This is a genomic window from Arthrobacter sp. AFG7.2 (genome assembly GCF_002892835.1).
GTDB lineage: Bacteria > Actinomycetota > Actinomycetes > Actinomycetales > Micrococcaceae > Arthrobacter.
This window is the reverse complement of sequence record NZ_PJMB01000009.1, coordinates 127049-152522: the sequence shown is the minus strand read 5'-3', so window position 1 is coordinate 152522 and position 25474 is coordinate 127049. Positions and strand designations below refer to the sequence as shown.

At 63.9% G+C, this 25474-nt stretch carries 23 protein-coding genes; 8 read left to right on the top strand and 15 right to left on the bottom strand.

Annotation, left to right across the window (positions count from 1 at the left end; all coding sequences use genetic code 11):
- Positions 1 to 1027: 1027 nt before the first annotated feature.
- Positions 1028 to 1504, bottom strand: coding sequence for a hypothetical protein (locus CXX84_RS15555; RefSeq protein WP_102977618.1), 477 nt, complete (start codon positions 1502 to 1504; stop codon positions 1028 to 1030).
- A 496-nt stretch (positions 1505 to 2000) separates the two neighbouring features.
- Between CXX84_RS15555 and CXX84_RS15550 the strand changes: the two genes are divergently transcribed.
- On the top strand, positions 2001 to 2975 hold the full coding sequence (locus tag CXX84_RS15550; protein WP_223253115.1) for an alpha/beta hydrolase: 975 nt from the start codon (positions 2001 to 2003) through the stop codon (positions 2973 to 2975).
- A gap of 136 nt (positions 2976 to 3111) precedes the next feature.
- On the opposite strand, the gene CXX84_RS15545 is transcribed toward CXX84_RS15550, so the two are convergent.
- Positions 3112 to 4095, bottom strand: a complete 984-nt coding sequence (locus CXX84_RS15545) for a hypothetical protein (protein WP_317614956.1) — start codon at positions 4093 to 4095, stop codon at positions 3112 to 3114.
- Positions 4096 to 4434: 339 nt separating this feature from the next.
- Here CXX84_RS15545 and CXX84_RS15540 point away from each other — a divergent pair, with 339 nt between their 5' ends.
- Positions 4435 to 4998, top strand: a complete 564-nt coding sequence (locus CXX84_RS15540; RefSeq protein WP_102977615.1) for a dihydrofolate reductase family protein — start codon at positions 4435 to 4437, stop codon at positions 4996 to 4998.
- Positions 4995 to 5243, top strand: coding sequence for a hypothetical protein (locus tag CXX84_RS19365; RefSeq protein ID WP_223253114.1), 249 nt, complete (start codon positions 4995 to 4997; stop codon positions 5241 to 5243). Before CXX84_RS15540 ends, CXX84_RS19365 begins: the two co-directional genes overlap by 4 nt.
- A gap of 65 nt (positions 5244 to 5308) precedes the next feature.
- Here CXX84_RS19365 and CXX84_RS15525 read toward each other — a convergent pair whose 3' ends face one another.
- The 5 genes from CXX84_RS15525 to CXX84_RS15505 form a co-directional block, all read right to left on the bottom strand.
- Positions 5309 to 5986 (bottom strand): DUF624 domain-containing protein, encoded by a 678-nt coding sequence (locus CXX84_RS15525; RefSeq protein WP_102977614.1) that lies wholly within the window; start codon positions 5984 to 5986, stop codon positions 5309 to 5311.
- Between the two features lie 48 nt (positions 5987 to 6034).
- Complete coding sequence (locus CXX84_RS15520; RefSeq protein ID WP_102977613.1) at positions 6035 to 7669, bottom strand: extracellular solute-binding protein; 1635 nt, start codon at positions 7667 to 7669, stop codon at positions 6035 to 6037.
- Between the two features lie 6 nt (positions 7670 to 7675).
- Complete coding sequence (locus tag CXX84_RS15515) at positions 7676 to 8545, bottom strand: carbohydrate ABC transporter permease (protein WP_102977635.1); 870 nt, start codon at positions 8543 to 8545, stop codon at positions 7676 to 7678.
- Positions 8546 to 8664: 119 nt separating this feature from the next.
- On the bottom strand, positions 8665 to 9645 hold the full coding sequence (locus CXX84_RS15510; RefSeq protein WP_102977612.1) for an ABC transporter permease: 981 nt from the start codon (positions 9643 to 9645) through the stop codon (positions 8665 to 8667).
- 11 nt (positions 9646 to 9656) lie between these two features.
- Positions 9657 to 11726 (bottom strand): beta-galactosidase, encoded by a 2070-nt coding sequence (locus CXX84_RS15505; RefSeq protein WP_102977611.1) that lies wholly within the window; start codon positions 11724 to 11726, stop codon positions 9657 to 9659.
- A 388-nt stretch (positions 11727 to 12114) separates the two neighbouring features.
- Between CXX84_RS15505 and CXX84_RS15500 the strand changes: the two genes are divergently transcribed.
- Both CXX84_RS15500 and CXX84_RS15495 read left to right on the top strand, forming a co-directional pair.
- The gene (locus tag CXX84_RS15500) at positions 12115 to 12492 is read left to right on the top strand and encodes a MarR family winged helix-turn-helix transcriptional regulator (protein WP_223253117.1); all 378 of its coding nucleotides are present in this window, start codon (positions 12115 to 12117) and stop codon (positions 12490 to 12492) included.
- On the top strand, positions 12489 to 13751 hold the full coding sequence (locus CXX84_RS15495) for an MFS transporter (RefSeq protein ID WP_102977610.1): 1263 nt from the start codon (positions 12489 to 12491) through the stop codon (positions 13749 to 13751). The genes CXX84_RS15500 and CXX84_RS15495 overlap by 4 nt, the downstream gene beginning before the upstream one ends.
- Here CXX84_RS15495 and CXX84_RS15490 read toward each other — a convergent pair.
- The gene (locus CXX84_RS15490) at positions 13736 to 14680 is read right to left on the bottom strand and encodes a 2-hydroxyacid dehydrogenase (protein WP_102977633.1); all 945 of its coding nucleotides are present in this window, start codon (positions 14678 to 14680) and stop codon (positions 13736 to 13738) included. The genes CXX84_RS15495 and CXX84_RS15490 overlap by 16 nt on opposite strands.
- Before the next feature lie 227 nt (positions 14681 to 14907).
- Between CXX84_RS15490 and CXX84_RS15485 the strand changes: the two genes are divergently transcribed.
- Positions 14908 to 16161 carry an MFS transporter gene (locus CXX84_RS15485; RefSeq protein ID WP_102977609.1) on the top strand — a complete coding sequence of 418 codons (1254 nt, stop codon included), beginning with the start codon at positions 14908 to 14910 and terminating at the stop codon, positions 16159 to 16161.
- Here CXX84_RS15485 and CXX84_RS15480 read toward each other — a convergent pair.
- On the bottom strand, positions 16158 to 16898 hold the full coding sequence (locus CXX84_RS15480; RefSeq protein ID WP_189337615.1) for a phosphotransferase: 741 nt from the start codon (positions 16896 to 16898) through the stop codon (positions 16158 to 16160). The two genes, CXX84_RS15485 and CXX84_RS15480, sit on opposite strands and share 4 nt — an antisense overlap.
- A gap of 330 nt (positions 16899 to 17228) precedes the next feature.
- Here CXX84_RS15480 and CXX84_RS15475 point away from each other — a divergent pair, with 330 nt between their 5' ends.
- The gene (locus CXX84_RS15475) at positions 17229 to 17981 is read left to right on the top strand and encodes an ArsR/SmtB family transcription factor (RefSeq protein WP_102977607.1); all 753 of its coding nucleotides are present in this window, start codon (positions 17229 to 17231) and stop codon (positions 17979 to 17981) included.
- A gap of 58 nt (positions 17982 to 18039) precedes the next feature.
- Here the strand turns inward: CXX84_RS15475 and CXX84_RS15470 are convergent, their stop codons facing one another.
- The 5 genes from CXX84_RS15470 to fdhA all read right to left on the bottom strand — a co-directional run bounded on the left by CXX84_RS15470 (position 18040) and on the right by fdhA (position 22478).
- Positions 18040 to 18246 carry a hypothetical protein gene (locus tag CXX84_RS15470; RefSeq protein WP_102977606.1) on the bottom strand — a complete coding sequence of 69 codons (207 nt, stop codon included), beginning with the start codon at positions 18244 to 18246 and terminating at the stop codon, positions 18040 to 18042.
- Between the two features lie 48 nt (positions 18247 to 18294).
- On the bottom strand, positions 18295 to 19659 hold the full coding sequence (locus CXX84_RS15465) for an MFS transporter (protein ID WP_102977632.1): 1365 nt from the start codon (positions 19657 to 19659) through the stop codon (positions 18295 to 18297).
- Positions 19660 to 19705: 46 nt separating this feature from the next.
- Positions 19706 to 20623, bottom strand: a complete 918-nt coding sequence (locus CXX84_RS15460) for a serine hydrolase (RefSeq protein WP_102977605.1) — start codon at positions 20621 to 20623, stop codon at positions 19706 to 19708.
- 180 nt (positions 20624 to 20803) lie between these two features.
- Positions 20804 to 21154, bottom strand: a complete 351-nt coding sequence (locus tag CXX84_RS15455) for a GNAT family N-acetyltransferase (protein ID WP_102977604.1) — start codon at positions 21152 to 21154, stop codon at positions 20804 to 20806.
- Positions 21155 to 21260: 106 nt separating this feature from the next.
- On the bottom strand, positions 21261 to 22478 hold the full coding sequence (fdhA, locus tag CXX84_RS15450; RefSeq protein WP_102977603.1) for a formaldehyde dehydrogenase, glutathione-independent: 1218 nt from the start codon (positions 22476 to 22478) through the stop codon (positions 21261 to 21263).
- Positions 22479 to 22791: 313 nt separating this feature from the next.
- Here fdhA and CXX84_RS15445 point away from each other — a divergent pair, with 313 nt between their 5' ends.
- A complete protein-coding gene (locus CXX84_RS15445) occupies positions 22792 to 23121 on the top strand; it encodes a DUF6457 domain-containing protein (protein WP_102977602.1) in 330 nt (109 codons plus the stop codon).
- On the opposite strand, the gene CXX84_RS15440 is transcribed toward CXX84_RS15445, so the two are convergent.
- Positions 23122 to 25449, bottom strand: a complete 2328-nt coding sequence (locus tag CXX84_RS15440; protein ID WP_102977601.1) for an FdhF/YdeP family oxidoreductase — start codon at positions 25447 to 25449, stop codon at positions 23122 to 23124.
- Between the last annotated feature and the right edge of the window lie 25 nt (positions 25450 to 25474).

Below are 25474 nucleotides of genomic sequence, written 5' to 3'. Positions count from 1 at the left end.
CCTCAGCATTCGCCGGCGACGGCAAAGACGGCTGGGAAAACTCACACCCATCGAATATGAAACAATCAACCGGGCCGCGCTCAAAGCGGCCTAAGACCCCGAGTCAACAAAAGCCGGGGCAGTCCCCCGATCTGCTTCTGTACGTTGTACTCGACGACGGCCGCAAGGGGTGCAGCTAGAAGCAGCAGTGCCCCTAGGAGCCCTAAGATACCCGGGGCTCTTGACTTGATGGACATGGCGTTCATCTCCCCTTCTATCCCCAGCCGGGCTGCTGGCCCAGTTGCAGCGCCAGTAAATCCAATCCCACAAGTTCGTGTTATTGCCGCGCCAGGACTCCACATCCCACGCGTCTAACACGACAGCTTGCCCAAGCAGGGCCGCATGGCAGGCTCACTGATGCCTCATGCTCGTATTCATTGTGATCACACTATTGGTCTGGGGTACCTCGTTGAGGAGAAACACACTATTTGCAACGTCGATAGATGGACAATAATCTCGTCAACCAACCGGCACTGTAAGGCTAGGCGCACCTTTGATAATGCCGTTTAGGGTTCGTCAGAAAGAACGGGATAGCTTTGGCCTTACGTAGAGCCAGGCAACTATCCCGAGGAGTGGCACGAAAGCCATCACGAACCAACCGATTCTGAAAGCTGGGTCTATTCGCGTTGAACAATGGTTCCATGAGTGATCACCCTTTCGAGTCCAAGTACTCTTCCGACGACCCCCCGAGGGAAATTCCTCATGCCGAATTGCTTGCGATTGCTATAGAAAACGCTGTTACTCTGCAAGCCCTCCTCCTGGCCGCGCAAGACCATGCCCGCAAACTAGATGAGGCTCTACGAGCCCTCGGTGACTCAGGCATCTCTCCAATCGCGATCGCGGCTGAGGCCGGCTTAGGTGAAGCGCATGTTTCGGCCGTACTCGCTGGCCGGACTACCCTGGGCTTCCTTCTGGAGCTCTCAAGAACCGACTAGCCGACGCGACAGGGATCAAGAGCGTGAATACGTTCTGTTTCGCTAAAGGTTACTCAAGCGGGGGGAGTTGCAGAACTGAAGAGGGCGTCCCTGCGGATCGCCCAACGACCGATGGCTGCCGCTACGCCAACCGTGGCCCAAGGGATTAGCATCACGGGCTGCCAGCCAAAATTGAGGACGCTGCCCAACACCCAGAACGTGAGAGTTGGTACAAAGAAAAAGGCTACGATGTGCACCCATTGATTCCCCACCGGGCGCAAGACATAGGCCAACACCCAGGCCAGCGGCGCCGCGAACACCAAGGCAACTCCGAAGCTATAGAAAATCGCAATGCCCAATAAGCCCCACACATGGCCGGCGTCAGTCCCATTCCACGCGGCGGGTACGCCAAAATACACCGCAACCACGAGCAGGAGTGCACCTACCCAGAGAGAAGTCGCGATTAGCCAGCCCTTGATGAACCCGTAGGCGTCCAAGACCACCCTGTTTGATCGATCTGCCTGCGGCCGCGCCGAGTCCCGCAACGCCATAGGGCCCAGCCTAGCGATAAGCAGTCATTTGCGTCCCCTATGAGGTTCCCGATCAGACGGCCTAAGTCCGTCTGCCTCAAGCTCGTGGATGAAGCACCCCGAGACGATCCGGTAGATCAAGTACGCGGCAACCAATCCGACGGCCACAAAAAATATCGGGCGGTTGGAGGGCTCAATAAGGTAGAACTCCTCGCAGAAGCTCCCACCAGGGATGACGCTATCCCCGCAGCGTCCGTGAGCGATATTAAGCAGGAGAAAAGAAAGCGCACCCAGCAAAAGAAGAGCAAGTGTCCAGGGCCACCATTCCGACCATGGCCAAGGCGCTGATCGCAGACGGTGCTGTCGGTTTGCCATACCCAGAGCCTAGATCCTGTTGGGAGGGGTGCCTAGCGCTGTGGTCGCCCCAGTAGACGTTCCCACTCCGGCTGTCTCGAACCTCTGCGCCTCGAATCCCTAGGGATATGAGCCACACCGTCAGCTGCCCTGAACTTTTTGCGTGAAAGACTCGACTGATGTTGACCATCGAAAGGTGAACCAGATGCCGTCTCATCCACCGGCTGATATTAACGCGGAGGATTACGCGAGTTTCCTGCCGCCTGATAGAAGGAAGTCGCTGGTTCCGCCCGGCTCGGAGTGGTGGCCCTGGAAGGGCCATCAGGTTCACCTCCTCCGGTTACCCGACGCCGATGCTCCACTGCGCATGCTTGTCGTCCACGGCGCGGGCGCCCACGGATCGGCGCTCTGGCCTGTCGCGTCCCTCCTGGCAGGGCGCGGGGTTGACGTCGCTGTGGTCGACTTGCCTCTCTACGGCAAAACCAAGACGCTATCCCCCGGAACAGTTACCTACAAGGACTGGATCGATCTGCTGGTCGACCTCGTTGCAGCCGAAGACGATGGCCGTCCAGTGATTCTCCTGGGAGCCAGCATTGGTGGTTTGCTCACCGTGGAGGCAGCGGCTCGTTCCTGCAGCGTTGCCGCCGTGGTGGCTACCTGCCTACTCGACCCACAAGAAAGAGATGCCCGCTCTGCGATGACGCGGCTCGGCCGCCTCGCCGCAATTTTCATGCCAATGCTCAGGCTGGTTCGAGGGCCAATTGCCAGAGTCACAGTCAAAATTTCCTGGGTCGCCAATCTGAGTCTCATGGGACGCGATCCCGGTCTGGGGCGGCTCTGTGCGAAAGATGCACACGGAGGCGGCGCTTGGGTTCCGCTAGGGTTCCTCGCGAGCTTCATGCAGCATCCCCACTCCGAGGCGCGGACAGCAGTCCTCCCAGTCCACCTGATGCACCCAGGGCTCGACGCGTGGACCCCATCGGAGCTCAGCGAGGCCACGGTCCGGACACTGCCCGGCCCCACCACCAGCAGACCCCTGCGTGGCTGCGGCCACTTCCCCCTGGAAGAACCCGGTTTGCAGGATCTCATCGACGGGCTCGAAGCGGTGGCAGCCGACGTGCTGGCCAGCACGAAGTAGCGCCACGCTGGTGTAAATGGCCAGGGTCGGGTCCAGGTCTGGCTGAAGAGGATTCCCTTTAAGGCCCTTCCGGAATTGCGGCATTCTCTTGAGGTGCCGGCAGCACGAGCATGTGTTGCCGGCACCCCACAACCGGCTATCCGGCGATGAGCTCCTTTACAGGTCCCTCGTGGAGGGCCAGGTAGACGTCGTCGCGGATCTGGTTGGCCTGTGGATCAGTCATCGTCCTGGTGAGGGGGCGCAGCACCAGCCGTATCAGAGCGTTGGCCTGTCCTTCACGGATTTTGAGCCGCTCCCGGGCTGGCACCGGAAGTTGACTGTAGGGAGTGAGGGCCAGCAGTTCGACGCTTTCCAGATCATCGGCCTGCCCGTTCAATACTGTCCGGACCCGGTCACCCAATACTTCCGCGTCAATGTCCGCGGGAACGACTATTGAGATGTCCCGTCGGACGGGTGGCAGTTGGGAGACCGGCTGCCACGGCGCCAGGTCCATCATTTGCCGTTCGATGCGTTTGTCCGTGGACCGGAGCAACCGGATGTCGGGGATGCCTTTACGCAGCATCAGGGCGCGGTCCAAGCCCATTCCAAGGGCGAGTCCGGACCACTTGGCAGGATCCAAATCTGCATGCGCGAACAGGTGCGCTGCCACGAGGCCGCATTCGGCGAGTTCCAGCCATTCCCCATCCATGAGGACATCGACCTGTAGGCCCTGCTCGGTGTAGGGATGGACGGCCGGCACTGCGCGCCACTGGGCACCGGGAAGCACGGCGTGCACCACGGAGGCAATCATGTCTTGAAGCTCAACGGCGTCGAGGTTTGTCCGCGAGCTGACGCGCCACAGGTCTACCTGGTGCGGCGTTCCCACATGGGTGCGGTCGATGGAATCACGCCGGTAGACCAGGCCCGGGATGGCCCAGAGCCCGTCCGTGGGTCCATCAGGGTCCAGGGCTCGGAGCAGCGACGGGATGGAGGCCGAGGTGTGACTGCGCAGCATGACTGTCGGGCTGACATAGCGGGAGTATCTTTGATCCCGCGTCACGTCCGATGCCTTGAAGCCGAGATGGTCATAGTTGTCCTCCATGCTGACCAGGGGGCTGTGGCGGATAATCTGTTCCGGCACATCCCATTGGCTGCGGAGCGCAGTGACAACACACTGTAGAAGCGCCTGCATTGCGTGGGGGCCGCTGCGGGGATCTGAAAGGTCCCGGATGCTTAGGGCGTCGTGGAGTTCATTGGAGCTAAGGTAATTCGGCACGGTGGTCCTTAGGTTCGGATGTGAGTAGTGGTCTCCTCCCCCGACTCAGATCCGGCGCCAGGACCTAGGCGCGCGCCAAGAAGCCCTCACGACCGGAAACCGGTCGGGGGCAAGTAAATCGGCGCGTAGAAAGCATGAGGCAGAGTCTACCTCCGTCAAGAGCTGGTCTGTACAACGAATGCGGACTCACGGGAGACTGACGCCATGCGTAACCTGACCTTTGCCATGAGCGTCAGCCTGGACGGCTACATCACCGCGCGCGGCGACGACCTCGGCTGGGGCGTACCGAGCGACGAGCTGTTCCAATGGTGGTCCGACCGGGTGGGGGCGACGGGCCTGGCGCTGTACGGGCGCAAACTGTGGGAGACAATGAGCTCCCACTGGCCAACCGCCGACCAGCAGCCCGGCGCCACGCCGGCGCAGATGGAGTTCGCCCGCCGTTGGCGGGACATGCCGAAAACGGTGTTTTCCTCCACTGCCACCACGGTCGATTGGAACACCCGCCTCATCACCAGCGACGCGGTCACAGAAATCACCCGGCTCAAGTCCGACGACGGCGGCACCATGGACATCGGCGGCGCCACACTCGCGGCGGCGGCCATGCGGGCCGGGCTGATCGACGAGTACGCGATTGTTGCCCATCCAGTGCTGGTGGGCGGCGGCACGCCGTTTTTCGCAGCCCTGGACAGCTGGATAAACCTGAGCCTGGTGGAAACCCGGACATTTCCCGGTGGGGTGGTCCTAACGAGGTACAAGACCAGGCGGTGACTGCCTCTAGCTCTGACGAATACGAGCGAGGTCCGAACGGGCTCGACATCGACAGCCACGACCTGTTTTTCGGAAGCCTCTTCATCAATGGGGTCGACGTGGTGCCGCTCGTGGACGCCGAACTCAACCCGTCCACGTCCACGCCGCGCATCGATACACCGCTGACATCCGGGAACCGCAGGGTGGCGCCCTTGAAGCTTGCCTTAACGAAGGTGGCGCCTTCGAACTCCCTCGTACCGAAATAGGTCGTCATCGGCCCATGATCCGGCGCCGGAGCGCTAAGGGCCATGCAAGAAAGCGGGACGCGGTCCTAGGCTGTGAACCTGGCTTCGATGAACCGCAGCAGCGGCCGGGAGTTCAGGCAGACCAGGAAGACCAGCGCCCCGGCCACCACCAGCATCAGGTATGTGGTGGTCATCAGCAGCAGGAACGCGGCCACAAAGAGGATGCCTGCGTTGCCCAGCGCCACCCGTTTTTGTGCACCAAAGCCGTACAGGGACAGCCGGTAGATGTCCCGCACCGGAAAGGTGAACCTGGAAAGCAGCAGCAACCCGTTCAGGGCCGCCGTTGCCACCAGGAGTCCCAGAACGAGGAGCGCCCCCCGGAGGGCCGGTCCCGCTCCGTTTCCAGGGCCGGAGAAGAGCGGCAGGCCCACCAGGTTGAACGCGATCACGGCCAGCAACAGCAGGTGCGGCAGCCACACCACCAGGGCAGGCCGGAAGTTCATCCGGTACCCCCGCCTGAAGTCCTTGAAAACCCCGGTTTCGTGGCCCGCAAGCAACCGGTTGAAGGCATACATGGCCGCCACCAGGGAGGGGCCCAACGGAACGCAAGCCAGCAGCACGAGCAGCCAGTTGCCCAGCAGGGGCGCGAACACCAGGAGCAGGTTGCCCAGCACCAGCAGCACGTGGCCCATCATCACGCCGGCGACGGTGCCGGCCGCCCTGAATAGGGGGCCGGCACCGTATGCCGCTTTATTCTGAACCACGCACTGCCTTTCGGTTCCCGGCCAAGACGGCCGGCGCCGTCGTACGTCCTATTTCTTGTCCGCGTACGCCTTGTAAGCCTTGTTGGCCAACTCTACGTACTTGGACATGCCCTTGCTGTCCAGTTCCTTGACGTAGGCGTCGAACTCGCCCAGGCTCCGCTGCCCGGTGATGAACTTCAGGGTGTTCTGCTTGACGTGGTCCTTCAGCGGGGTGAGCACCAGGGTGGCCTGTTCGCGGTCCACGTCGCTGAACGGTACGGGCGGGGACACCGGCTTGGGGGTCTTGCTCTTCATGGCCTTCTGGAACGCCAACTCCTCCTCATTGAAGGTGGAGTGCAGCAGGTCCGTGGTGCCGCCATACGCAAAGTTGCCGCCGGAAAAGCCATAATCCACCCGCAGGTCCTTGGTGCCCGCGGGGTTGAGGCCCTGGAAGTTGATGTCCTTGGCCAGGACGCGCTTGTCGCCTTCCTTGGTGTACGTGGTGCCTTCCACGCCCCACTTCGAGAACTCCTGCCCGGCGTCACTGTAGAAGAGCCAGTCGATGTACTGCATAAGCGCCACAAAGGAGTCCTTGTCCTTGACGGACGAGTTCAGCATGATGCCGTTCTCCAGCCGGGAGCCGCCGATGATGTCTCCCGCCGGGCCGCCGGGGACAGTGATTTTGCGGATGGTGAAGTTGCCCTTGCCCAGCGACTGCTCCATGGACGTCCGGTAGGTGATGACGTTCTGCGAATTGGCGCTGATGACGAACGACTTGCCGGAGGTGAACTTCTGGATGGCTGAGTCATCCGTCTGGGTGAAGCTTTCAGGGTCCATCAGGCCCTCGGACACCAGGGAATTGAAGTACGTCACCAGTTCCTTGAACTTGGCGGTGCCGGCGGCGAACTCGAATTCCTTCTTGGACTCGTCAAAGTTCAGCCCGTCCACCAGGCCCCAGCCGGCCACTGTGCCGAACGAGTTGGCGGCGACATTCAGGACGCTGTTGCCGTTGAACCTGTCGGAGAAGGGCACCACATCCGGGTAGGCCTTCTTCAGCTTGCGCAGCACCTCACGCAGTTCATCCCAGCTTTTCGGTTCCGCAATGCCCTCCTTCTCCAGGATGTCGGTGCGGAACACCAGGGTGTAGTCCGGCCACAGTTCCTCATGCAGGCCTGGCAGCACGTAGTACTTGCCGTCCTCCTGCGTCAGCCCCTCGATCTCCGGCTCGAGCTTCCACTTCTTCACCTTGTCCTGGAAGTGCGGCATCAGGTCCACATAGTCGCTGACCGGCAGGACAGCGCCGGAGGAGACGTAGGCGCTCTCCTGGCCCGGGTAGGTCTTGGCAATGATCTCCGGAGCGTTGCCGGAGCTGATCAGGAGGCTGCGCTTCTGCTCATAGTCGCTGTTGGGGACGATGGTGGGTTCCAGCGTGACGTTGTTGTCGCTGGCCATCTTAGTGAACAGCAGCCAGTCCTTCTTGAACGGATACGTGGGCTGGTCGCTGAAGAGGAAGGTGAAGCTCAGCGGCGCCGTCGCCTTGAACGTGTCCCCCACTCCGAAACTGTCCATGGCGCCGGTGCGGGCCTTGGAAGTGTCCACTTTGCTGCCGGAATCGGAGTCGCAGCCTGCTGCAACCAGGCCGAATGCGGCGAGGGCGGAGAGGCCGAGAAACTCTCGTCTGCGGATCATGGGCTTTCCTTTCATAAGGGGTTATTCCTTGACGGAACCGAGCATGACGCCCGAAAAGAAGTACTTCTGGACAAAGGGGTAGACGCACAGGATGGGAATGACCGTGAGGACGATGGTGACCGACTGGATGTTGGCGGCGATCTGCCCGACATTCTCGGCCGTGCCGCCGGCCGAGCCCGCGGTGGTGACTCCGGCGATCATGTTGCGCAGGTAGATGGTCACCGGGAACAGGTCCGGATTGTCCAGGTAGAGAAAGGCCTGGAACCAGGAGTTCCAGTTGGCCACCGCGTAGAACAGCACCATGGTGGCCACGATGGCCTTGCTCAGGGGCAGGACAACTTTGAACAGCACCCCGTACTGGCTGAGCCCGTCGATGGCGGCCGCTTCCTCCAGTTCCCGTGGCATGTTCTCGAAGAACGACTTCATGATGAGCAGGTTGAACACGCTGATGGCGTTGGGCAGCACCACGGCCCAGAGGGTGTCCCGCATGCCCAGTGAGCTGATCAGCACGTAGTTGGGAATGAGGCCGCCATTGAAGAACATGGTGAACACAGCGATCCCAATGAACACGCTGCGGCCTTTAAGGTCTTTCTTGGCGATGGCGTAGGCGAAGCTGGTGGTGAGGACCATGGAGATGGCCGTGGCCACCACCGTGTACAGGACCGTGTTGCCGTAGTTGTTCCAGAACGTTGAATCGGCAAGGATCAGCTTGTAGGTCTCGGTGTTGAAACCCTTGGGGAACAGGTTGACCTGGCCCGCGTTGATGAAACCTTCACTGGAGAAGCTCTGGGCAATGATGTTCAGGAACGGGTAGAGGGTCAGGAACACCACCACCAGCAGGAAGGCCAGGTTGAACACCCGGAAGACCCGCATGCCCCGGGAGACTTTCATGTCCTTGAGCAGCACCCCGCTGTGCTCCGCGCCTTTGTTGGTGCCGGTGCCTTGCTTTGTCCCAGTGCCCTGCTTGACGTCCGCCGGGTTCATGGTTGTGCCCTTCATGGTTGGCCCTTTCACCACAGGCTCGTTCCGGCGAGCCGCTTGGATATGGCATTGGCGGAGAGGATCAGCGTGAGGCCGATGACGGATTCGAACATTCCGATGGCTGCGGCGTAGCTGAAGTTGCTGGACTCCAGGCCCACCCGGTACAGGTAGGTGGAGATGACATCCGAGGTTGCGTAGTTGAGCGGGTTGTAGATCAGGAGGATCTTCTCGAAGCCCACTGCCATGAACGTGCCGATGTTCAGGATCAGGAGGGTGATGATGGTGGGCCGGATGGCCGGCAGCGTCACGTGCCAGGTCTGTTGCCAGCGGTTGGCGCCGTCAATCCGCGCAGCCTCATATAGCGATTCGTCCACCCTGGTCAGGGCAGCGAGATACAGGATGGCGCCCCAGCCCATGGTCTGCCACACCTCGGAGCTGATGTACATGGGCCGGAACCAGCCGGCGTCCTGGGTGAAGTTCACCGTGGTGCCGAAGAGCGTGTTCGCGATCTGGTTGACCGTGCCGGTCATGGAGAAGTTCTGCAGGATCATCCCGGCAATAATGACCACGGACATGAAGTGCGGCAGGTACGCGACGGTCTGGACGAACTTCTTGAACTTCTGCGAGCGCAGTTCGTTCAGCATCAGGGCAAAGATGATGGGCATCGGGAAGCAGAACAGCAGCGTCAGAACGCCCAGCATGATGGTGTTCTGGAACGCCTGCCAGAAGCTGGGATCGTTGATGAAGAGCGTGACGTACTTGAGCCCCACCCATTTCTCGCCGAAGATGCTGCCTCCCGGCTGGAACTGCCGGAAGGCGATCACGTTGCCGGCCATGGGGAGGTAGCGGAACACCGCAAAGTAGGCGAGCGGCAGCAGCACGAGCGTGTACAGGCGCCAGTCCCGCTTCAGTGCCAAACTCCAGCTGCCCGGTTTGTTGCGGCGGTTCCGGGTGGTGCCGGGAGGGTCAGGGGTGACCGCCTCGGGAGGTACTTCCAGTCGCATGGCCATGGTGAGGCCTCCTATCGGGCGGTTTCGGCGGGGATGGATACTACGTGCTCTTCGAGCACCAGGACGCCGTAGGGCGCGAGCTCGACGGTTCCCTGGACAGCGGCGCCGTTGAGGAGGTCGGTGCCGCCTGCCTTGAGGTCCACGCTGGCCGGGGCATCATTGTGGTTAAGCACCAGCAGGTAGCTGCGGCCATTGCCCGCACGACGGCGGACCTGCACTCCCAGCGGAGCGTCAAGTTCCGGGCGGATCCCCGCAACAGCGCGTTCAGCCGCCAGCAGTTCCGCCAGGAAGGTGTCGTCCACGCGTGCGGACAGGTAGACGGCGGTACCCTGGCCGAAATTGTTGCGGGTCACCGCAGGGGAACCGGCAAGCCTGCCTGACGCGTAGCGTGCCAGGACGTCCGCTGTTTCTGTGTGCACGTGCTCTGTCCAGTAGCTGGCGGAGGCCGTGCCGCCGTCGGCCGTTGAAAGCTTTACTTCCTCGCCCTCGCCGGCAAGCGGGTGCATCTCCTCGCTCCACGCGCCCAGGACGTTACGGAGGGCGCCGGGGTAGCCGCCCAGGCGGATGGTGTTGTCCTGGTCCACGATGCCCGAAAGGTAGCTGGCCACCAGGCGACCGCCACCGGCCACGTAGTCCTCGAACCGCTGCGCCGCCCCGTCCGTCAGAAGGTAGGAGGCCGGCAAGACCACAACGCCGTACTGGCCCAGGTCGCTCTTGGCGTCCACGAAGTCCACCGGGATGTTTGCCTCGAAGAACGGGCGGTAAAGGCGGAGGACCTCCTGGGTGTAGCTCAGATCCGAGCGGGGCGAATTGCCCAGTTCCAGGGCCCACCAGCTGTCCCAGTCGAAGACCATGGCCACCTTGGCAGCGGACCGTGTGCCGGTAATGCCGCCCAGTTCCTTCAACTCCCGGCCCAGCTCGCAGACTTCCCGGAAGACCCGCGTGTTCGGGCCGGCGTGGTTGACCATGCCGGAGTGGAAGCGCTCGGTCCCGCCCCTGGCCTGGCGCCATTGAAAGAAGAGGATGGAGTCCGCACCCTGGGCAATGGCCTGGTAGGAGCCCAGCCGCATCTTGCCTGGAAGCTTGGAGACATTGACGGACCACTGGCTGACCGCAGCGGTGGCCTGTTCCATCACCAGCCACGGCTGGCCCTTCCGGAGCGAGCGCATGAGGTCGAAGTTAAGGGCGGCTGCAATGTGGGCATCTTCTTCACGCGGGTCCGGGTAGATGTCCAGCGCGGCGGCGTCTTCCTCCCCCGCCCAGGCCCAGTAGTCGTTGTTCTTGTAGAAGCGCATGAAGTTGGTGACGATGGGCAGGTCCGGGGTGTGCCTGCGCAGGATGTCCCGCTCAGCTTTGTAGTGCTCCAGCATGCTGTGCGACGTGAACCGGTGGTAGTCCAGCCGCCGGGAGGGGTTGGACCAGGTGCGGGGCTGGGCAGGGGCGTTCACTTGTGCCCAGTCTGAGTAGACCTGGCCCCAGACGTCCGTGCTCCAGGCCTGGTTGAGTTCGTCCAGGCTGCCGTACTTTGCCTGCAGCCATTCACGGAAGGCCCGGTCCGCGTGGGGTCCGTAGGAAACGGGTCCGTATTCGTTGTTGACGTGCCACATGCACAGGGCGGGGTGGCCGGCGTAGCGCTCCCCCATCTTCTCCGCCATCGCCAGGGACTTCTCCCGGTAGGCAGGGTGCGAGACGTCGAAGTGCTGGCGGGACCCGAATCCGAAGGTGGTGCCGTCTGCCAGGACCGGCAGGATGTCCGGATGCCTGGCGATCAGCCAGGCCGGCGGAACGGCGTCCGGGGTGGCCAGGTCCACTCCTATACCGTTCTCATGCAGCAGGTCCATGATGCTGTCCAGCCAGCCGAAGTCATAGACACCGTCCGCTGTTTCGAGCCGGCTCCAGGAAAAGACTGCCAAGGTGACCAGGTTGACCCCTGCCTCCTTCATGAGGCGGACGTCCTCCTGCCATACGTCGCGGGGCCACTGCTCCGGGTTGTAGTCCCCGCCGTAGGCTATGCCGCCGAGACGCTCGTGCAGGCGTCTGAGCCGGGTTTCGGGGGTGCTGGCGAGAGCATCGCTGGTCATCATTGTCCTTCGGTAGGAATGTGGCCGCCGGCTCCCCACCGTTGCGACCTGCATCACACGTAGAAACTATCGTAAAGTTTCAGCAATAACAACAGTCACAGTAGAAATGAAAGCGCAATCCCCAGGCGCAGCGGGGACCCAGCGTCGGCTCGCCACTCTCTCGCGCGGCCCATGGAAACTATCGGACCATTGGGCGCGACTGTTACTCCCCGCACATTTCCTTGCCGGACGCCGCGAACCGGAGCATACTTATTAGCAGGACTAATTAGCAGTGCTAAGCATCTTCAGGAGGCGCAATACCAGCGTGACCACCACCAACATCGAGAACCACAAAACCACTGAAGCGGCCAGCCCTGACAGCCTGGCCATCGAGCTCCGCACGGCCGTCATGCGAACGTCCCGCCGGCTCCGCGTCGAGGCCACCGGCGAGGTCATCACCCCCGGGCAATACACGGTCCTTGCCCTCCTGCACGGCAACGGCCCCAGCACCCTCCGCGCCCTGGCCGACAGCGAGCACGTGCAGGCCCCGTCCATGACGCGGATCGTTAATGCGCTCGCAGACCAGGGGTTCGTGTCCAGGGCGGCAAACCCCGACGACGGGCGCCAGGTCCGCGTGGACATCACCGACGCCGGACGGGCAGTCCTGGCGGAGGCCCGGAACCAGCGCACTGCCTGGCTGGCCCAACGGGTGGCCGGGCTCAGCGAAGAGGACCGACTGATCCTCAAGCGGGCCGCGCGCATCATGCAGGAAATGAGCGGCACATGAGTGCCATGTTCCGGGCCTTGGAGAACCGCAACTACAGGATCTGGGCCAGCGGGGCACTGGTGTCCAACATCGGCACCTGGATGCAGCGGGTGGCCCAGGACTGGCTGGTGCTGACCGTCCTGACCAACTACTCAGGAGCCGCCGTCGGCATCACCACCGGCCTGCAATTCCTTCCCATGCTGCTTCTCGGCCCCTACGGCGGAGTGCTGGCCGATCGCTGCCGCAAACGCGTGATTCTGCTGTGGACGCAGGTGGCGATGGGCCTGACCGGACTGGCCCTGGGACTCCTGGTGGTCACGGGCACCGCTGAACTGTGGCACGCCTACCTGGCCGCACTCTGCCTTGGCATAGCGAGCGCCATCGATGCGCCCTCGCGGCAGGCGTTCGTTTCCGAACTTGTGGGCCAGGACAACATCTCCAACGCGGTGGCGCTGAACTCCGCATCCTTCAACACCGCCAGGCTCACTGGCCCCGCCATCGCAGGCGTGCTGATTGCCTGGGTGGGAACCGGGCCCGTGTTCCTGCTCAACGCGGCCAGCTTCGCCGCCGTGATCATTTCGCTGTTCAGGATCCGCTCCTCGGAACTTGTGCCGGCGGCACCGGCCAGCAGGAGCAAACACCAGGTGGCGGAGGGGGTCCGCTACGTGCGCAACCGCCCGGATCTGGTGCTGATCATGGTCCTGGTGGGCATCCTGGGCGCGTTCGGAATGAACTTCCCCGTCGTGAACGCGCTGATGGCCACCACCGAGTTCGGTGTTGGCCCGGGCGAGTTCGGGCTGCTGGGGTCCATCATGGCGGTCGGCACGCTGGCAGGCGCACTCCTTGCAGCACGGCGGGCCGGGCCGCGGCTTCGGTTCCTGCTCGGCGGGGCGCTGGGACTGGGCGCCTTCACGCTCCTGGGCAGCGTGACGCCGTCGTTCTGGCTGTACGCAGCAGTCCTGATCCCGGTGGGCCTTGCCTCCATCACCTTCCTGAACAGCTGCAATACCAGTATCCAGCTCTCTGTGGAGCCCCAGTTCCGCGGGCGCGTGCTGGCCCTGTACCTTGCCGTGCTCCAGGGCGGAACTGCGGTGGGTGCTCCCCTGATGGGGTGGATCGGCGGCGAATTCGGGGCGCGCTGGTCCGTGGCAGTGGGCGGGCTTATCGTGCTCCTGGCCGCGGCCGCCGCCGTGTTTGTGGTCAGCCGCCGCAACAGCCTGAGCTTCCGCGACAACCTGCGGATCGTCTTCCGGAGGCGGCGGCGTCAGCCTGCGCTCTGAACCTTGGCGGAATCGCCCAGCACCACGTTCACGGGCTCCTCGCCGTCCAGCATCAGCCCGATCTGCTGTTTGATGAGCCGGACCATCCGGGGGAACATCGCCGAGCTTGCCCCGCCCACGTGTGGCGTGACGAGCACCCCGGGGGTGGTCCACAGCGGATGTTCCGCAGGCAGCGGCTCCGGATCCGTCACATCCAGGGCGGCGCGCAGCCGGCCGGAGGATGTTTCTGCCAGCAGCGCCGCAGTGTCCGCAACCGCGCCGCGGGCCACATTGACCAGCAGCGCCCCGTCCGGCATGGCGGCCAGGAACTTCGCGTCCACCAGCTGCTGCGTCTGCTCGCTGAGCGGGACGCTGACCACCACAATGTCGTGCAGCGGCAGCTGCTCAAAGAGGGAGTCGATCCCGAAAATCTTCCCGGCGGAGTCCTCGCGTTCGCGGCTGGCCATCCGGGTCACGTGCGTCTCGAACGGCAGCAGCCGGGCCTCGATCGCTTTGCCCACTCCCCCGTATCCCACCAGCAGGACCTGCCGGTCCGCAAGGCTTGGCCGCTGGCTGTTGTCCCACCTGCCGCTGGCCTGGTTCCGGGCAAAGTCGGCCATCCCGCGCTGGCTGGAGATCATCATGCCCAGGGCGAGTTCCGCCGTCGACGTCTCATGGACCCCTGCCGCATTGGCGAAAACGCAGCCTGCGGGCAGCACGTCCGCCACGCCGTCGTACCCGATGGACTGGCTCTGGATCAGGCCAATCTCCACGGACTCCAGCGCCGCCAGCACCTCCGGCCCCCGCATATAGGGCGGCACCACGATGTCGAAGCGCCCGGCGGGAGCGGGCGCGGAAAAGTCCCACACGAAAAATTCGACGCCGGCAGTCGGCTGGAGCGCGTCCAGCAGTTTCTGGTCGGGCAGGGAAACCTGCAACGGGTCCCTCATGCGGCCACTCGCTCCGCGCTGCTGACTGCTGCTGCCTGCTGCTGCCTGCTCTGCTGAAACCATGAGAAAGATCATAGTGCGGCGGGCTGCACCAGCGGCAGCCGGACACGGTTAGACTCGCCGGAAAACGCACCGAGCAGGGGGCGGGATCCTGTAAATTTAAGGGAGGAATTTGTCCGGCCAGCAACGCCGCGTTCCGCCCCTCCCCTTGAATGGATCCCACCCCCATGTCTTCCGCGATTTCCGCGCCGGCGCCTGCCCGTTTTCCCTACGCCGCAATGCTGGTTTTAGCCACCATTGCCTTCACCGCCATCACCACCGAACTCCTGCCGTCCGGGCTGCTGCCGCAGATCAGCAGCGGCCTTAACGTATCGGAACCCGTAGCCGGTTACTTGGCAGCGGCCTATGCCGCGGTCATTGTGGTCACGGTGGTCCCGGCTGCGCGGCTGCTGGTCAAGATACCGCGGCACGCACTGCTGGTGGGACTCGTCCTTACCTTCGCCGCCAGTAACGCCATGGTGGGGCTGGCGCCGGACTTCACCTCCGCGATGATTGCCCGGCTCGTGGGCGGCCTCGCCCACGGACTGCTCTGGACCACCATGGCTCCGTTCGTTACCAGGGTGGTCCCGGCGGACAAGGTGGGCAAGGCCCTGGCCATCGTCTTCAGCGGCAACAGCCTGGGCCTGGCCATCGGCGCACCCGTGGGCACGGCGCTCGGCGGGTTCCTCGGCTGGCGGGCCGCTTTCATGGTGCTGGCCGGGTTCGGTCTGGTCCTGACTGTGCTGGCGTTCTTCCTGCTGCCGCGCGTCCAGCGCATTACCGACGCCGTCCGGCCTTCGCTCCGCAAAGCGATCGCCCAGCCCGGCGTGAAGTCGGTCGCGATCGCCTGGCCGCTGCTGGTCCTGGCCCACTTTGCCCTGTTCACGTATATCGCGCCGTTTATCCGCGAGGCCGGTTTCCCCGATCACGCCATCAGCCTTTCGCTGACGGTCCTGGGCGGCTCCGGCCTGCTCGGCATCTGGATTGCGGGCCTGACGGTGGACTCACGGCCGCGGCGTTCCCTTTTGGTGACGACGACGGCGATCGCCCTTTCCATGTTCTTCCTGCCCTTGGCAGCGGGCAACTTCACCGTCGCCCTGGTCCTCATGACCGTTTGGGGTGCAGGGCTCGGCGCCATCGGCATCTACAACCAGTCGGCCATCCTGCGCGCCGGCGGGGAATACCAGGAAGCCGCCAACGGCCTCACGGTGCTGACCATCCAGTTGGGCATCACTGTGGGCGCGCTGTATGGCTCTGCCGCACTGGTGGTGGGCGGTCCGCTGCTGGTTCCCGTGGCGGCAGCGCTGCCCGTGGTGGTTGCGTGGATCATCACCCTGGCCGGAAAGCAGCACGCATATCCGCCGGGTCCTCGGGAGCGGGTGTGGCTGGATCCGCGGCCGGTCGCCAAACCAACCCCGGACAAGGTAAGCGACCGCGCTTAGGGAACGACGGCGGCAGTCCCCATGACGATGTGGCGCTCGCCGGCGTAGTGGCTGACCAAGGAGGCGGCCAGGTCCGGTAGCCAGCCGGTACCGGCGGCGTCCACGTCGAGGACTGCGGGTGCTTCGAGGAGCTGCCTGGCGGCGAAGGAGGCCCGGTGCAGGAGGAGCTCATCCGGGCTGATGACCTGCCCTGATCCCTGGCGGTAGCCCTCGAGGAACGCCGCGAGCAGCTCCGGATGCTGCGGTGAGGCGGGATGGAGCCCCAGGAGGTCGCGCACCGCGGAGGCAACGTCGGCAGCGGCAGGCATCATCCCAGACTCATCCAGGTCAAAGCAGGCTGCCTGCCCTCCTGACCAGCGCAGGTTGTCCAGCTCAAAATCGCCATGGCCCAATACCAGGGGTTTCGGGTCCTGCCGGTCATACAACCGGCCCAGGCGGCCCGCTGCCAGGGCAAGGTCAGCGTCACTTTGGGCTTCTGCTTCGGCGGCCAGGGCGGTAAATGCGTTGGCGGGACACACCGGCTCCGGGCGGAGGTCAGCGTGGGGACGTGCTTTGTCTGCTGTCAGGTGGAAGTCCACCAGTGCCAGGCCCCAAGCAAGAGCGTCGTCAGCTGTGAGGTCGCCCGTCTCCAGCTCCTCGCCCTCCACCCTTCGCAGCACGCACGCAGCCATATCCCCCAGGGGTGTGCTGACCCGTTCCACAGTCCTGCCGTGCCGCGATCTAGCTAGATCTGCCACGGCGGCGCCTGCCGCGCGGAGGTGTTCGTGGCGCCGAGCGCCCTGGCGCAGCCGGTGACCGGCAGGTCCGTCGTAGGGCGCACAGCGCGCATACAGCACACCGCGGCCATCGATCCCCGGCGGCACAACAAACACGTGCACGGCGGAAGATCGCCAGAACCGAAGCCCGCCAGGCGCGACATGCCAAAGCTCCCCCACGGCATCCGCCACAGGTGAGCACCATTGATCATCAACCGTCGCTCGGACGGCGGCAATGTCACTCAGCGGGAGCACAAAAATATCTTCACACAGTCTTGATATGTGACTATATGGTCACCTATTATTGGTCCTATGGACGCAGTGTTCAAGGCACTCTCCGACCCCACCCGCAGGGACCTCCTGGACGAGCTGTTCCGCGAGGACGGGCAGTCCCTGAGTGCGCTTGAGGCCCGCTTCGACATGACCCGCTTCGGGATTGCCAAGCACCTCAAGCTCCTGGAAGATGCAGGCCTGGTGGTGACCCGTCGTCGGGGGCGGGAAAAGCTGCACTTCCTGAATCCCGTGCCCATCCGGCTCATCCACGACCGCTGGGTCAGCAAATATGCAGAACCATGGGCCGCTGGCCTCAGCGACCTCAAATCCAGATTGGAAAGTCCCATGGAAAAGATCTTCGAAATCTATATCAAGACCACGCCGGAACGGCTCTGGGAGGCCATCACGGACAGTGAGATCCGCAGCAAGTACCAGTTCGGGAACACCATCGACACGGACTGGACCCCGGGCAGCAGCTTCACCATGAACAACGCCAATGCCGGAGCACCTTTGGGCGAGGGCGAGAACCTGGAGGTGGACCCGCCCCGCCGGCTGGTCCAGACCATGCGCGCGCTGTGGGGCGAGGACGTCAAGGCAGAGGGAACGTCGAAGATCACGTGGGACATTGAACCCGTAGGTGACTCCTGCCGCCTCACCGTCACCCACAGCGACCTCCGGGAAGGCGCCAACGAACAGCTTTACGGTGGCTGGCCAATGATCCTCTCCGGCCTCAAGACCTGGCTGGAAACCGGTGAAAAGCTCACCACGCCCGGCTCGCTCATGTACACGTAACAGGCAGGAAAACACGCACGACGGCGGGACTAGCGGGGAGGGACGGCGCTGCGCCCGGTCAGGTACGGCGGGTGCCGTCCCACTTGCGCCCGCGAAGCTTACGAGTGGCTGCCAGAGAGCCTCCGATGAACAGCACGCCCAGGACCACGATGGCCACGCCCACGTAGAACCATGCGCCGCGGCCAAAGATCATCAGCGCGGCGCCCAGAATGCACAGGCCTTTGGCGGTGATGTCCAGGTACAGCTGCACCTTTGGATTGTCCATATATCCACGATAAGCCTCCCGGATCCCGCCTGTCCGGCCTTCCGGAACTCAGTGTCTGGCAGGTGCTTTCCAGACCAGGCTCACAGCGAGTGTCACCACGCACAGGGCCAGCATCGCCAGGACCATCCGGGCCCAGCTTCCCTGGTCCACCCCGCCGCTTGCGAACACACCAATCATCACGGTGGCGGTAATGGCGCCGACGTAGCGGCAAGTCTGGTAAATCCCCGCCGCAACACCGCGCTCCTGTGGCCGGATGGAGACGAACATGCCCTGGTTCGTGGCGATTCCCACCGTCCCGTAAGGCACACCCATTAGCGCGGTCAACACCACCACCAGCGGGATCACCAAGGTGCCGGTCAGCAGCCACATCAGGGCGGCCGCCACGGTTAAGAGCCCGACCCCGACGATGAGCACCCGCCGCACACCAAACTTTCCCATCGCCTTGACAGCCCAGGGCGTGGCCAGGACGGACATGCCCGCGAGCGGCAGCATCAGCAGGCCCACGACGCCGGGATCGTAACCGCCTGCTTCCTGCAGGAGCTGCGGCAGGCCGAAGAAGACAAAGTAGTAAACGCTGCTGAACACCGCGAAGGCAAGGTAAACCAGCATCAGCGGCCGGTTGCGGCCCAGCAGCCTCAGGTCCAGGAACGGGCGGGCGAAACGCAGCTCCCGCAAGACGAAGAGAGCGGCGAGCACCGTTCCGGCGGCCAGCATCCACCAGCGGAAACCCGGCGCCACATTTAGCGCTGCCATCATCACCAGCAGCAGCGCACTCACAAAGCCCAGGATGCCGGGGATATCGGAGTCCCTCAGCAGCTCGGCCACGCTGCCGCGTTCCCGGGCCTGGTCCGCGGGCGCCGCCTGCCGCACGACCAACAGCGCAGCCAGTGCGAGCGGGATGTTAATCAGGAACAACGCTTCCCAGCCCACAAAGCTCACCAGCAGCCCGCCCACTACCGGTCCGACGGCGGCCGCGGAGGTGTTGGACATCTGGAGAATACCCAAGGGGCGGGCGGGCTCCACGTTGGCTTGGTGCGCTATGGCTCCCACCATCACCACGGCACTGGGATAGGCGGTAGCCGTGCCAAGTGCCATCACGGCCCGCGCCACGCAGAGTAGCGTGAAGTTCGGGGCGAGCGGCGCCAGCGCGCAGGTGACCGCCACGAGCGCCATGCCCAGCATGAACATCCGCCGCGGTCCAAACCGGTCGGCCAGCCTCCCCATCACCGGCTGCCCCGCAGCGGAGGCAAGGTAGAACGCCGTGACCACCCAGGTAACGGCAGCGACGTCGAGTCCGAAGTCGCCGCGGAGCACCACCAGCGCAACGGCAATCATTGAGGAGTTGAGGGGGTTCAGTGCCGTGCCCAGGCTAAGGCCGGCGACGGCCAGGGCAGTCCGGGATTTGTTGCTCACGGAAACAGTCTGCTGCACCCTGCCGGGACGGCGCGACTTTCATGAACTAACGTGCCCTGCCACCGGCCTGCACGGGCGGGAACAGCGATTCCTCAACGATGCCGGTGAGTTCACGGATGACATCAGCCTGCGCCGGCTCTTGACGACCCTCGGGATTCTCGGTATAGATCACCAGCACAAACGAGGAGCCACCATAGGTCAGGACCGCTGCGTCGTGGAGTTCGCCGTCCAACTCCCCGTACTTATGGAACACTTCCACGCCGGCCTGTGATCCGGCAGGGATCAGGTCCTCGTTGTTGGTCTCCTGCATGTAACTGAGCAGCTGGGCGGTGTTGTCCGCGTTGAGCAGGTCTCCGGCATAGAGCTTCTTCAGGACCAGTGCCATATCCGCGGGGGTCAGGCGATTCTCCACGGGGTCGTAGGTGACACCCATGGAGGTGGCATAAGCCGCCAGCTGCGGGAACCCAACGGCATCCATCAGCAGCAGCCAGGAATCGTTGTTACTGTCGTTCACCATGGCCTCAAGCTGAAACGCCGCGTCATAGTCCCCCAACGGATTGTGCAGGTCAGCCTCCCCGGTTTCCACCAAGTGGTAGAACGCCGCTGCCGTGATGATCTTCGCCGTGCTGGCGGCAGCGAAGACGTCTTTGTCCCCGAACGTCAGCGCCGCATCGCCGGATACGTCCGCCAGCGCCAGCCCGATCCTGTAATCCGCATTCTCTTCAAGGACAGCGTCAATGCGGTTTTGGAGCGATGCCGGGGCCACAGCCACCGGGGTCTCTTGGATCACCGCGGGAACCGGGGCTGCTGCCGTGCCTGTGAACGGCTCCGACCGCACGGCGGCCAGCGCTACGATGGCTGCGATCACCAGGACCACGGCAGAGAACAGCAATACCAGCCGTTTCTGTGCACGGCGGGGCTGGCGGAAATGGCGTCCGGCCGGGCGCAGCACTGGGTCCGCCATTGGAGCTCCTGTCGCACATCAATACCTCAGTCGCAGCACCCGGCCCGCCCCGACGCGCAAAATGCTTCTCGACGCGGAAATTACCTGGCGCACCGTTTATACGGGCGCGCCCAGGAATCTGCGCGTCGAGGTTGAGATTGCGCGTCAAGAACGCGACGGCGGGTGGAGACGGGGGGCCGGTCAGCGGCTGCGGCCGGCCAGTGCTCCGTTCAGGAACTCCAGGTGCGCAGGCTTCACGGCCAGCGCGTTGCCGGCGTATTCGGGATGCTTGGTGAGGAACTTCTTGATGAAGGGGCAGACCGGAACGATGCCCACGCCGGCCTTGACCGTCTCGTCCAGGGCAACCGTAGCGAGCCGGCCCGCAAGCCCCTGCCCGCCGTATTCCTCGTTGATCACGGTGTGGTAGAAAACCCGCTCCGGTGAGGCGCCGCCGTCGTACTCCTTGTAGGCCGCCTTACCGATCACGTTGCCGGCGTCGAGGATCTCGAAACGCTCGCGGCCGGGGGTGTGGCGGACGGTGATGTCACTCAAGGGGATCTCCTTCGATGCGGTGTGTCCTTCAGCCTAACCTCAGCTGAAGGACAACTATTTCCGCACCCGCCCCTAACTGACAGCACCGTCCGCAACCTGCCTCCGGCTAGCTCAGGTAGCCGTTCGGGTTAAGGACGTACTTGGTGGCCGCTCCGGCGTCGAACTCCGCGTAGCCCTGCGGGGCTTCCTCCAGCGTGATCGCCTTGGCGTTCACGTTCTTGGCGATGCTCACCCTGTCGTTCAGGATGGCCATCATCAGCTGGCGGTTGTACTTCATCACCGGGCACTGGCCGGTGGTGAAGCTCAGGGACTTCGCCCAACCGGTACCCAGGCTCAGGCTGAGGGCACCCTTCTTGGCGGCCTCATCAATGCCGCCCGGATCGCCCGTCACGTATAGCCCGGGGATGCCCAGTGCACCGCCGGCAGCGGTGATGTCCATCAGCGAGTTCAGCACGGTGGCCGGCGCTTCTTCGGCGTCCTTGCCGTGGCCGTGGCCGCGCGCCTCGAAGCCCACGGCATCCACGCCGCAGTCCACTTCCGGGACACCGAGGATCTGCTCGATCTGCTCCGCCGGGCCGCCCTTGGTGAGGTCCACAGTTTCGCAGCCGAAGCTGCGCGCCCGCGCCAGCCTGTCCTCGTTCAGGTCGCCCACAATCACGACGGCGGCGCCCAGCAGGTGTGCGCTGGTCGCTGCTGCGAGGCCAACGGGACCGGCCCCGGCCACGTAGACCGTGGAGCCAACGCCTACTCCGGCGCTGACGGCACCGTGGAATCCGGTGGGGAAGATGTCCGAGAGCATGGCCAGGTCCAGGATCTTCTCCATGGCCCGGTCCTTGTCCGGGAACTTCAGCAGGTTCCAGTCGGCGTAGGGCACCAGCACGTAGTTGGCCTGGCCGCCCACCCAGCCGCCCATGTCCACGTACCCGTAGGCGCTGCCCGGGCGGTCCGGGTTCACGTTCAGGCAGATGCCGGTCTTGCGTTCCTTGCAGTTCCGGCAGCGGCCGCAGGCGATGTTAAACGGTACCGAACACAGGTCGCCGACCTTGATGAACTCGACGTCGCGGCCCACCTCCACCACTTCGCCTGTGATTTCATGCCCGAGCACCAGGTTCGGCGGGGCTGTGGTGCGTCCTCGCACCATGTGCTGATCCGACCCGCAGATGTTGGTGGCAACTGTTTTAAGAATGACGCCGTGGTTCACGGCGCGCCCGACGTTGGCGGGGTTGACCCCTGGCCCGTCCTTGAGTTCGAACGTGGGGTAGTCGATATCGATCAGTTCGACTTTCCCGGGCGCTTTGTAGGCAACGGCTTTGTTCCCTGTCATCTTTTTCTCCTGTTTATCCCACGGTGATCGCCCGGTGGGGCGGCCGTGATTCATGAGTGGTGATGCGCACCCCGCCGGACAGGCACGGTCCAGCATCTGCTGACGGGTGGAGAATCAGGTGCCGGAGCTTCCTGGAGTGGGGTGCGCCCAGTCTAAGCAGGGGCCCGCTGTCATATCTAGGGGTATTAAGGCTGGCTTTCTACCTGATTGTGGATTAGGGGTCCGCGTGCAACCGGAAGCGGTGACTTCCACTCCGAACCCTTGTAGTCTCGGCACGGAGAGCGAGCCAACGAGCGACACCTAAGGAGCGGACATGCCGGCCAACGAAGACGAAATGCAGATCCTGGACCAGTGGAGCAACCGGCTGGCGCAGGCGCTGCAGATTCTGGATTTGAAAGTGGACCACGAACTCCTTCTGGAGCTGGCACGGAAATCGGCCGACTCGGTGATCCATGCCGCCGCCCCGGTGACCACCTTCATGGTGGGGTACGCGGCAGGACTGGAAGCCGGGACCGGCAGTGCCGGCACCAAGGAAGCATCGACGGCGTCAGTTGCCAAAGCGGCGGACGTGGCCTTCCAACTGTGCGATGACGGCCACGACGCCGGCCCTGCCAGCAAGGGCTGGGCAGACACTGCCCAGTAGTTACCGGGAGCCTGCGGTCTCCTCTTCGCGGACGGCAACGGGTTCGAGCTTGACGATCACGGCTTTGGACACCGGTGTTTGGCTGCCTTCCGCCACACTCTCCAGCGGCACCAGGACGTTGGCCTCGGGATAGTACGCGGCCGCGCATCCCCGCGCCGAAGGGTAGGACACCACGCGGTAGTTCCTGAGGACGCGCTCCACGTTGTCCGGATAGACGCCGCGCACGTCCACATGCTGCCCGTCTTCAAGCCCCAGTTCGGCGAGGTCCGCAGGGTTCACGAACACCACCTCGCGGCCCTTCCTGATACCCCGGTAACGGTCATTGTGCCCGTAGATGGTGGTGTTGAACTGGTCGTGCGAGCGCATGCTTTGCAGGATCAGGGTGCCGGCGGGACGCTCCACATGTTCCAGTTCGTTCACGGTCAGGATGGCCTTGCCGGTGGGTGTGTTGAAGGTGCGGGAGTCGCGCGGGCCGTTCGGCAGGACGAAACCGCCTTCCTGGCGGATCTTCCGGTTGTAGTCCTCGCAGCCCACCACCACATGGGAGATGTGCTCGCGGATCAGGTCGTAGTCCTTTTGGAAACCGGCCCAGTCCGCGGAAAGCTTGTCCCCCAGCACGCGCCGGGCCAGCTGGCAGACGATCGCCACTTCCGAGAGCAGCCCCGGCGCCACCGGCTCAACGGTGCCGTGCGAGGGGTGCACGGCACAGACCGTGTCCTCCACCGAGACGAACTGCGGCCCGGACTCCTGCCGGTCGATCTCGGTCCGCCCCAGCGTGGGCAGGATCAGGGCTTCCGCGCCGGTCACGGCGTGCGAGTGGTTGAGCTTGGTGGAAATCTGGACGGAGAGTTCGGTGCCTTCCATGGCGGCCTCGGCAGCCCGGGTGTCGGACATGGCGCCCACGAAGTTGCCGCCCATCGCAATGAACACCTTGATCCCGCCGTCGCGCATCTGCCGGATGGTTTCCACGGCGTCCGCACCGTGGCTCCGCGGCGGTTCGAAGCTGAATTCCTTCCCCAGGGCATCCAGGAAGGCCGGCGGCATCTGTTCCCAGATACCCATGGTGCGGTCACCCTGGACATTGCTGTGCCCGCGGATAGGTGAAGCGCCCGCGCCGGGCTTGCCGATGTTGCCCCGAAGCAGCAGCAGGTTAATGATCTCCTTGATGGTGGCCACTGCCTTCTTGTGCTGTGTGATGCCCATGGCCCAGGTGATGATCACCTTGTCCGCCGCCATGTAGCGGTCCGCCAGCTCGTCGATCTCCTCGCTCCGCAGCCCCGTGGCTTCGAGGACGGCGCCCTCGTCCAGTTCCGCAAGGTGCGCACGGAGCTCTTCCAGCCCCTGGCAGTGTTCCGCCAGGAACTGATGGTCCAGCACCGTTCCCGGATTCGCGGCTTCGGCGTCGAGGACCCGCTTTGATACCGCCTGCAGGAGCGCCATGTCGCCACCAATCCGTACCTGCAGGAACTGGTCCGCCAGGTCCGTGCCCCGCCCGATGATGCCCTTGACCTTCTGCGGGTTCTTGTAACGCATCAGGCCTGCCTCGGGTAGCGGGTTGATCGCGACGATCCGTGCGCCGGCCTCCTTGGCTTCCTCCAGGGCCGTGAGCATCCGGGGATGGTTGGTGCCCGGGTTCTGGCCCATGATGATGATCAGGTCGGCTTTGCCGAAGTCGTCATAGGAGACTGTGGCCTTGCCGACGCCGATGGTCTGCCCCATGCCCCAGCCGGACGACTCGTGGCACATGTTGGAGCAGTCCGGGAGGTTGTTGGTGCCGTACCCGCGGATGAACAGCTGGTACAGGAAGGCGGCCTCATTGGAGGTGCGGCCGCTGGTGTAGAAGGCTGCCTGGTCCGGGCTGGGCAGTGACTTCAGCTTGTCCGCAATGATGTCGAACGCTGCGTGCCAGCTCACGGGCCGGTAGTGGTCCTCCCCCGCGGGCTTGTACACCGGCTCGGTCAGCCGTCCCTGCATGCCCAGCCAGTATTCGGAGCGTTCCCGCAGTTCGCTGAGGGGATGTTCTTCCCAGAACTCCCTGCTGATGACCACCGGAGTAGCCTCCCAGGTGACTGCCTTGGCGCCGTTCTCGCAGAATTCGAACGTCTTGCGGTGGCCCGGGTCCGGCCACGCGCAGCTCATGCAGTCGAAGCCGTCCTTCTGGTTCAGCGCCAGCAGTGTCTTCGCTGAGCGCTCCACGCCCATGTGCTTTATGGCCGGCTGCATGGAGTGATAGACGCCAGGCACTCCCGCCGCCCAATTTTTCGGATGGCCGCTGACTTCGATGTCAGACTCGTCAGCCTCTTCCACATCAGGATTCTTGCGCGTCACGGCTGGTTCTCCTCGCGTTCTGCAG

Excerpts from the sequence above, each read along its gene's own strand:
- CXX84_RS15505 (WP_102977611.1), bottom strand. The coding sequence starts at position 11,726 with ATGACCAGCGATGCTCTCGCCAGCACCCCCGAAACCCGGCTCAGACGC.
- CXX84_RS15500 (WP_223253117.1), top strand. The coding sequence starts at position 12,115 with ATGCGAACGTCCCGCCGGCTCCGCGTCGAGGCCACCGGCGAGGTCATC.
- CXX84_RS15485 (WP_102977609.1), top strand. The coding sequence starts at position 14,908 with ATGTCTTCCGCGATTTCCGCGCCGGCGCCTGCCCGTTTTCCCTACGCC.
- CXX84_RS15520 (WP_102977613.1), bottom strand. The coding sequence starts at position 7,669 with ATGAAAGGAAAGCCCATGATCCGCAGACGAGAGTTTCTCGGCCTCTCC.
- CXX84_RS15510 (WP_102977612.1), bottom strand. The coding sequence starts at position 9,645 with ATGGCCATGCGACTGGAAGTACCTCCCGAGGCGGTCACCCCTGACCCT.
- CXX84_RS15475 (WP_102977607.1), top strand. The coding sequence starts at position 17,229 with ATGGACGCAGTGTTCAAGGCACTCTCCGACCCCACCCGCAGGGACCTC.
- CXX84_RS15460 (WP_102977605.1), bottom strand. The coding sequence starts at position 20,623 with ATGGCGGACCCAGTGCTGCGCCCGGCCGGACGCCATTTCCGCCAGCCC.
- CXX84_RS15490 (WP_102977633.1), bottom strand. The coding sequence starts at position 14,680 with ATGAGGGACCCGTTGCAGGTTTCCCTGCCCGACCAGAAACTGCTGGAC.
- CXX84_RS15470 (WP_102977606.1), bottom strand. The coding sequence starts at position 18,246 with ATGGACAATCCAAAGGTGCAGCTGTACCTGGACATCACCGCCAAAGGC.
- CXX84_RS15540 (WP_102977615.1), top strand. The coding sequence starts at position 4,435 with ATGCGTAACCTGACCTTTGCCATGAGCGTCAGCCTGGACGGCTACATC.
- CXX84_RS15515 (WP_102977635.1), bottom strand. The coding sequence starts at position 8,545 with ATGAAAGTCTCCCGGGGCATGCGGGTCTTCCGGGTGTTCAACCTGGCC.
- CXX84_RS15495 (WP_102977610.1), top strand. The coding sequence starts at position 12,489 with ATGAGTGCCATGTTCCGGGCCTTGGAGAACCGCAACTACAGGATCTGG.
- CXX84_RS15445 (WP_102977602.1), top strand. The coding sequence starts at position 22,792 with ATGCCGGCCAACGAAGACGAAATGCAGATCCTGGACCAGTGGAGCAAC.
- CXX84_RS15555 (WP_102977618.1), bottom strand. The coding sequence starts at position 1,504 with ATGGCGTTGCGGGACTCGGCGCGGCCGCAGGCAGATCGATCAAACAGG.
- fdhA (WP_102977603.1), bottom strand. The coding sequence starts at position 22,478 with ATGACAGGGAACAAAGCCGTTGCCTACAAAGCGCCCGGGAAAGTCGAA.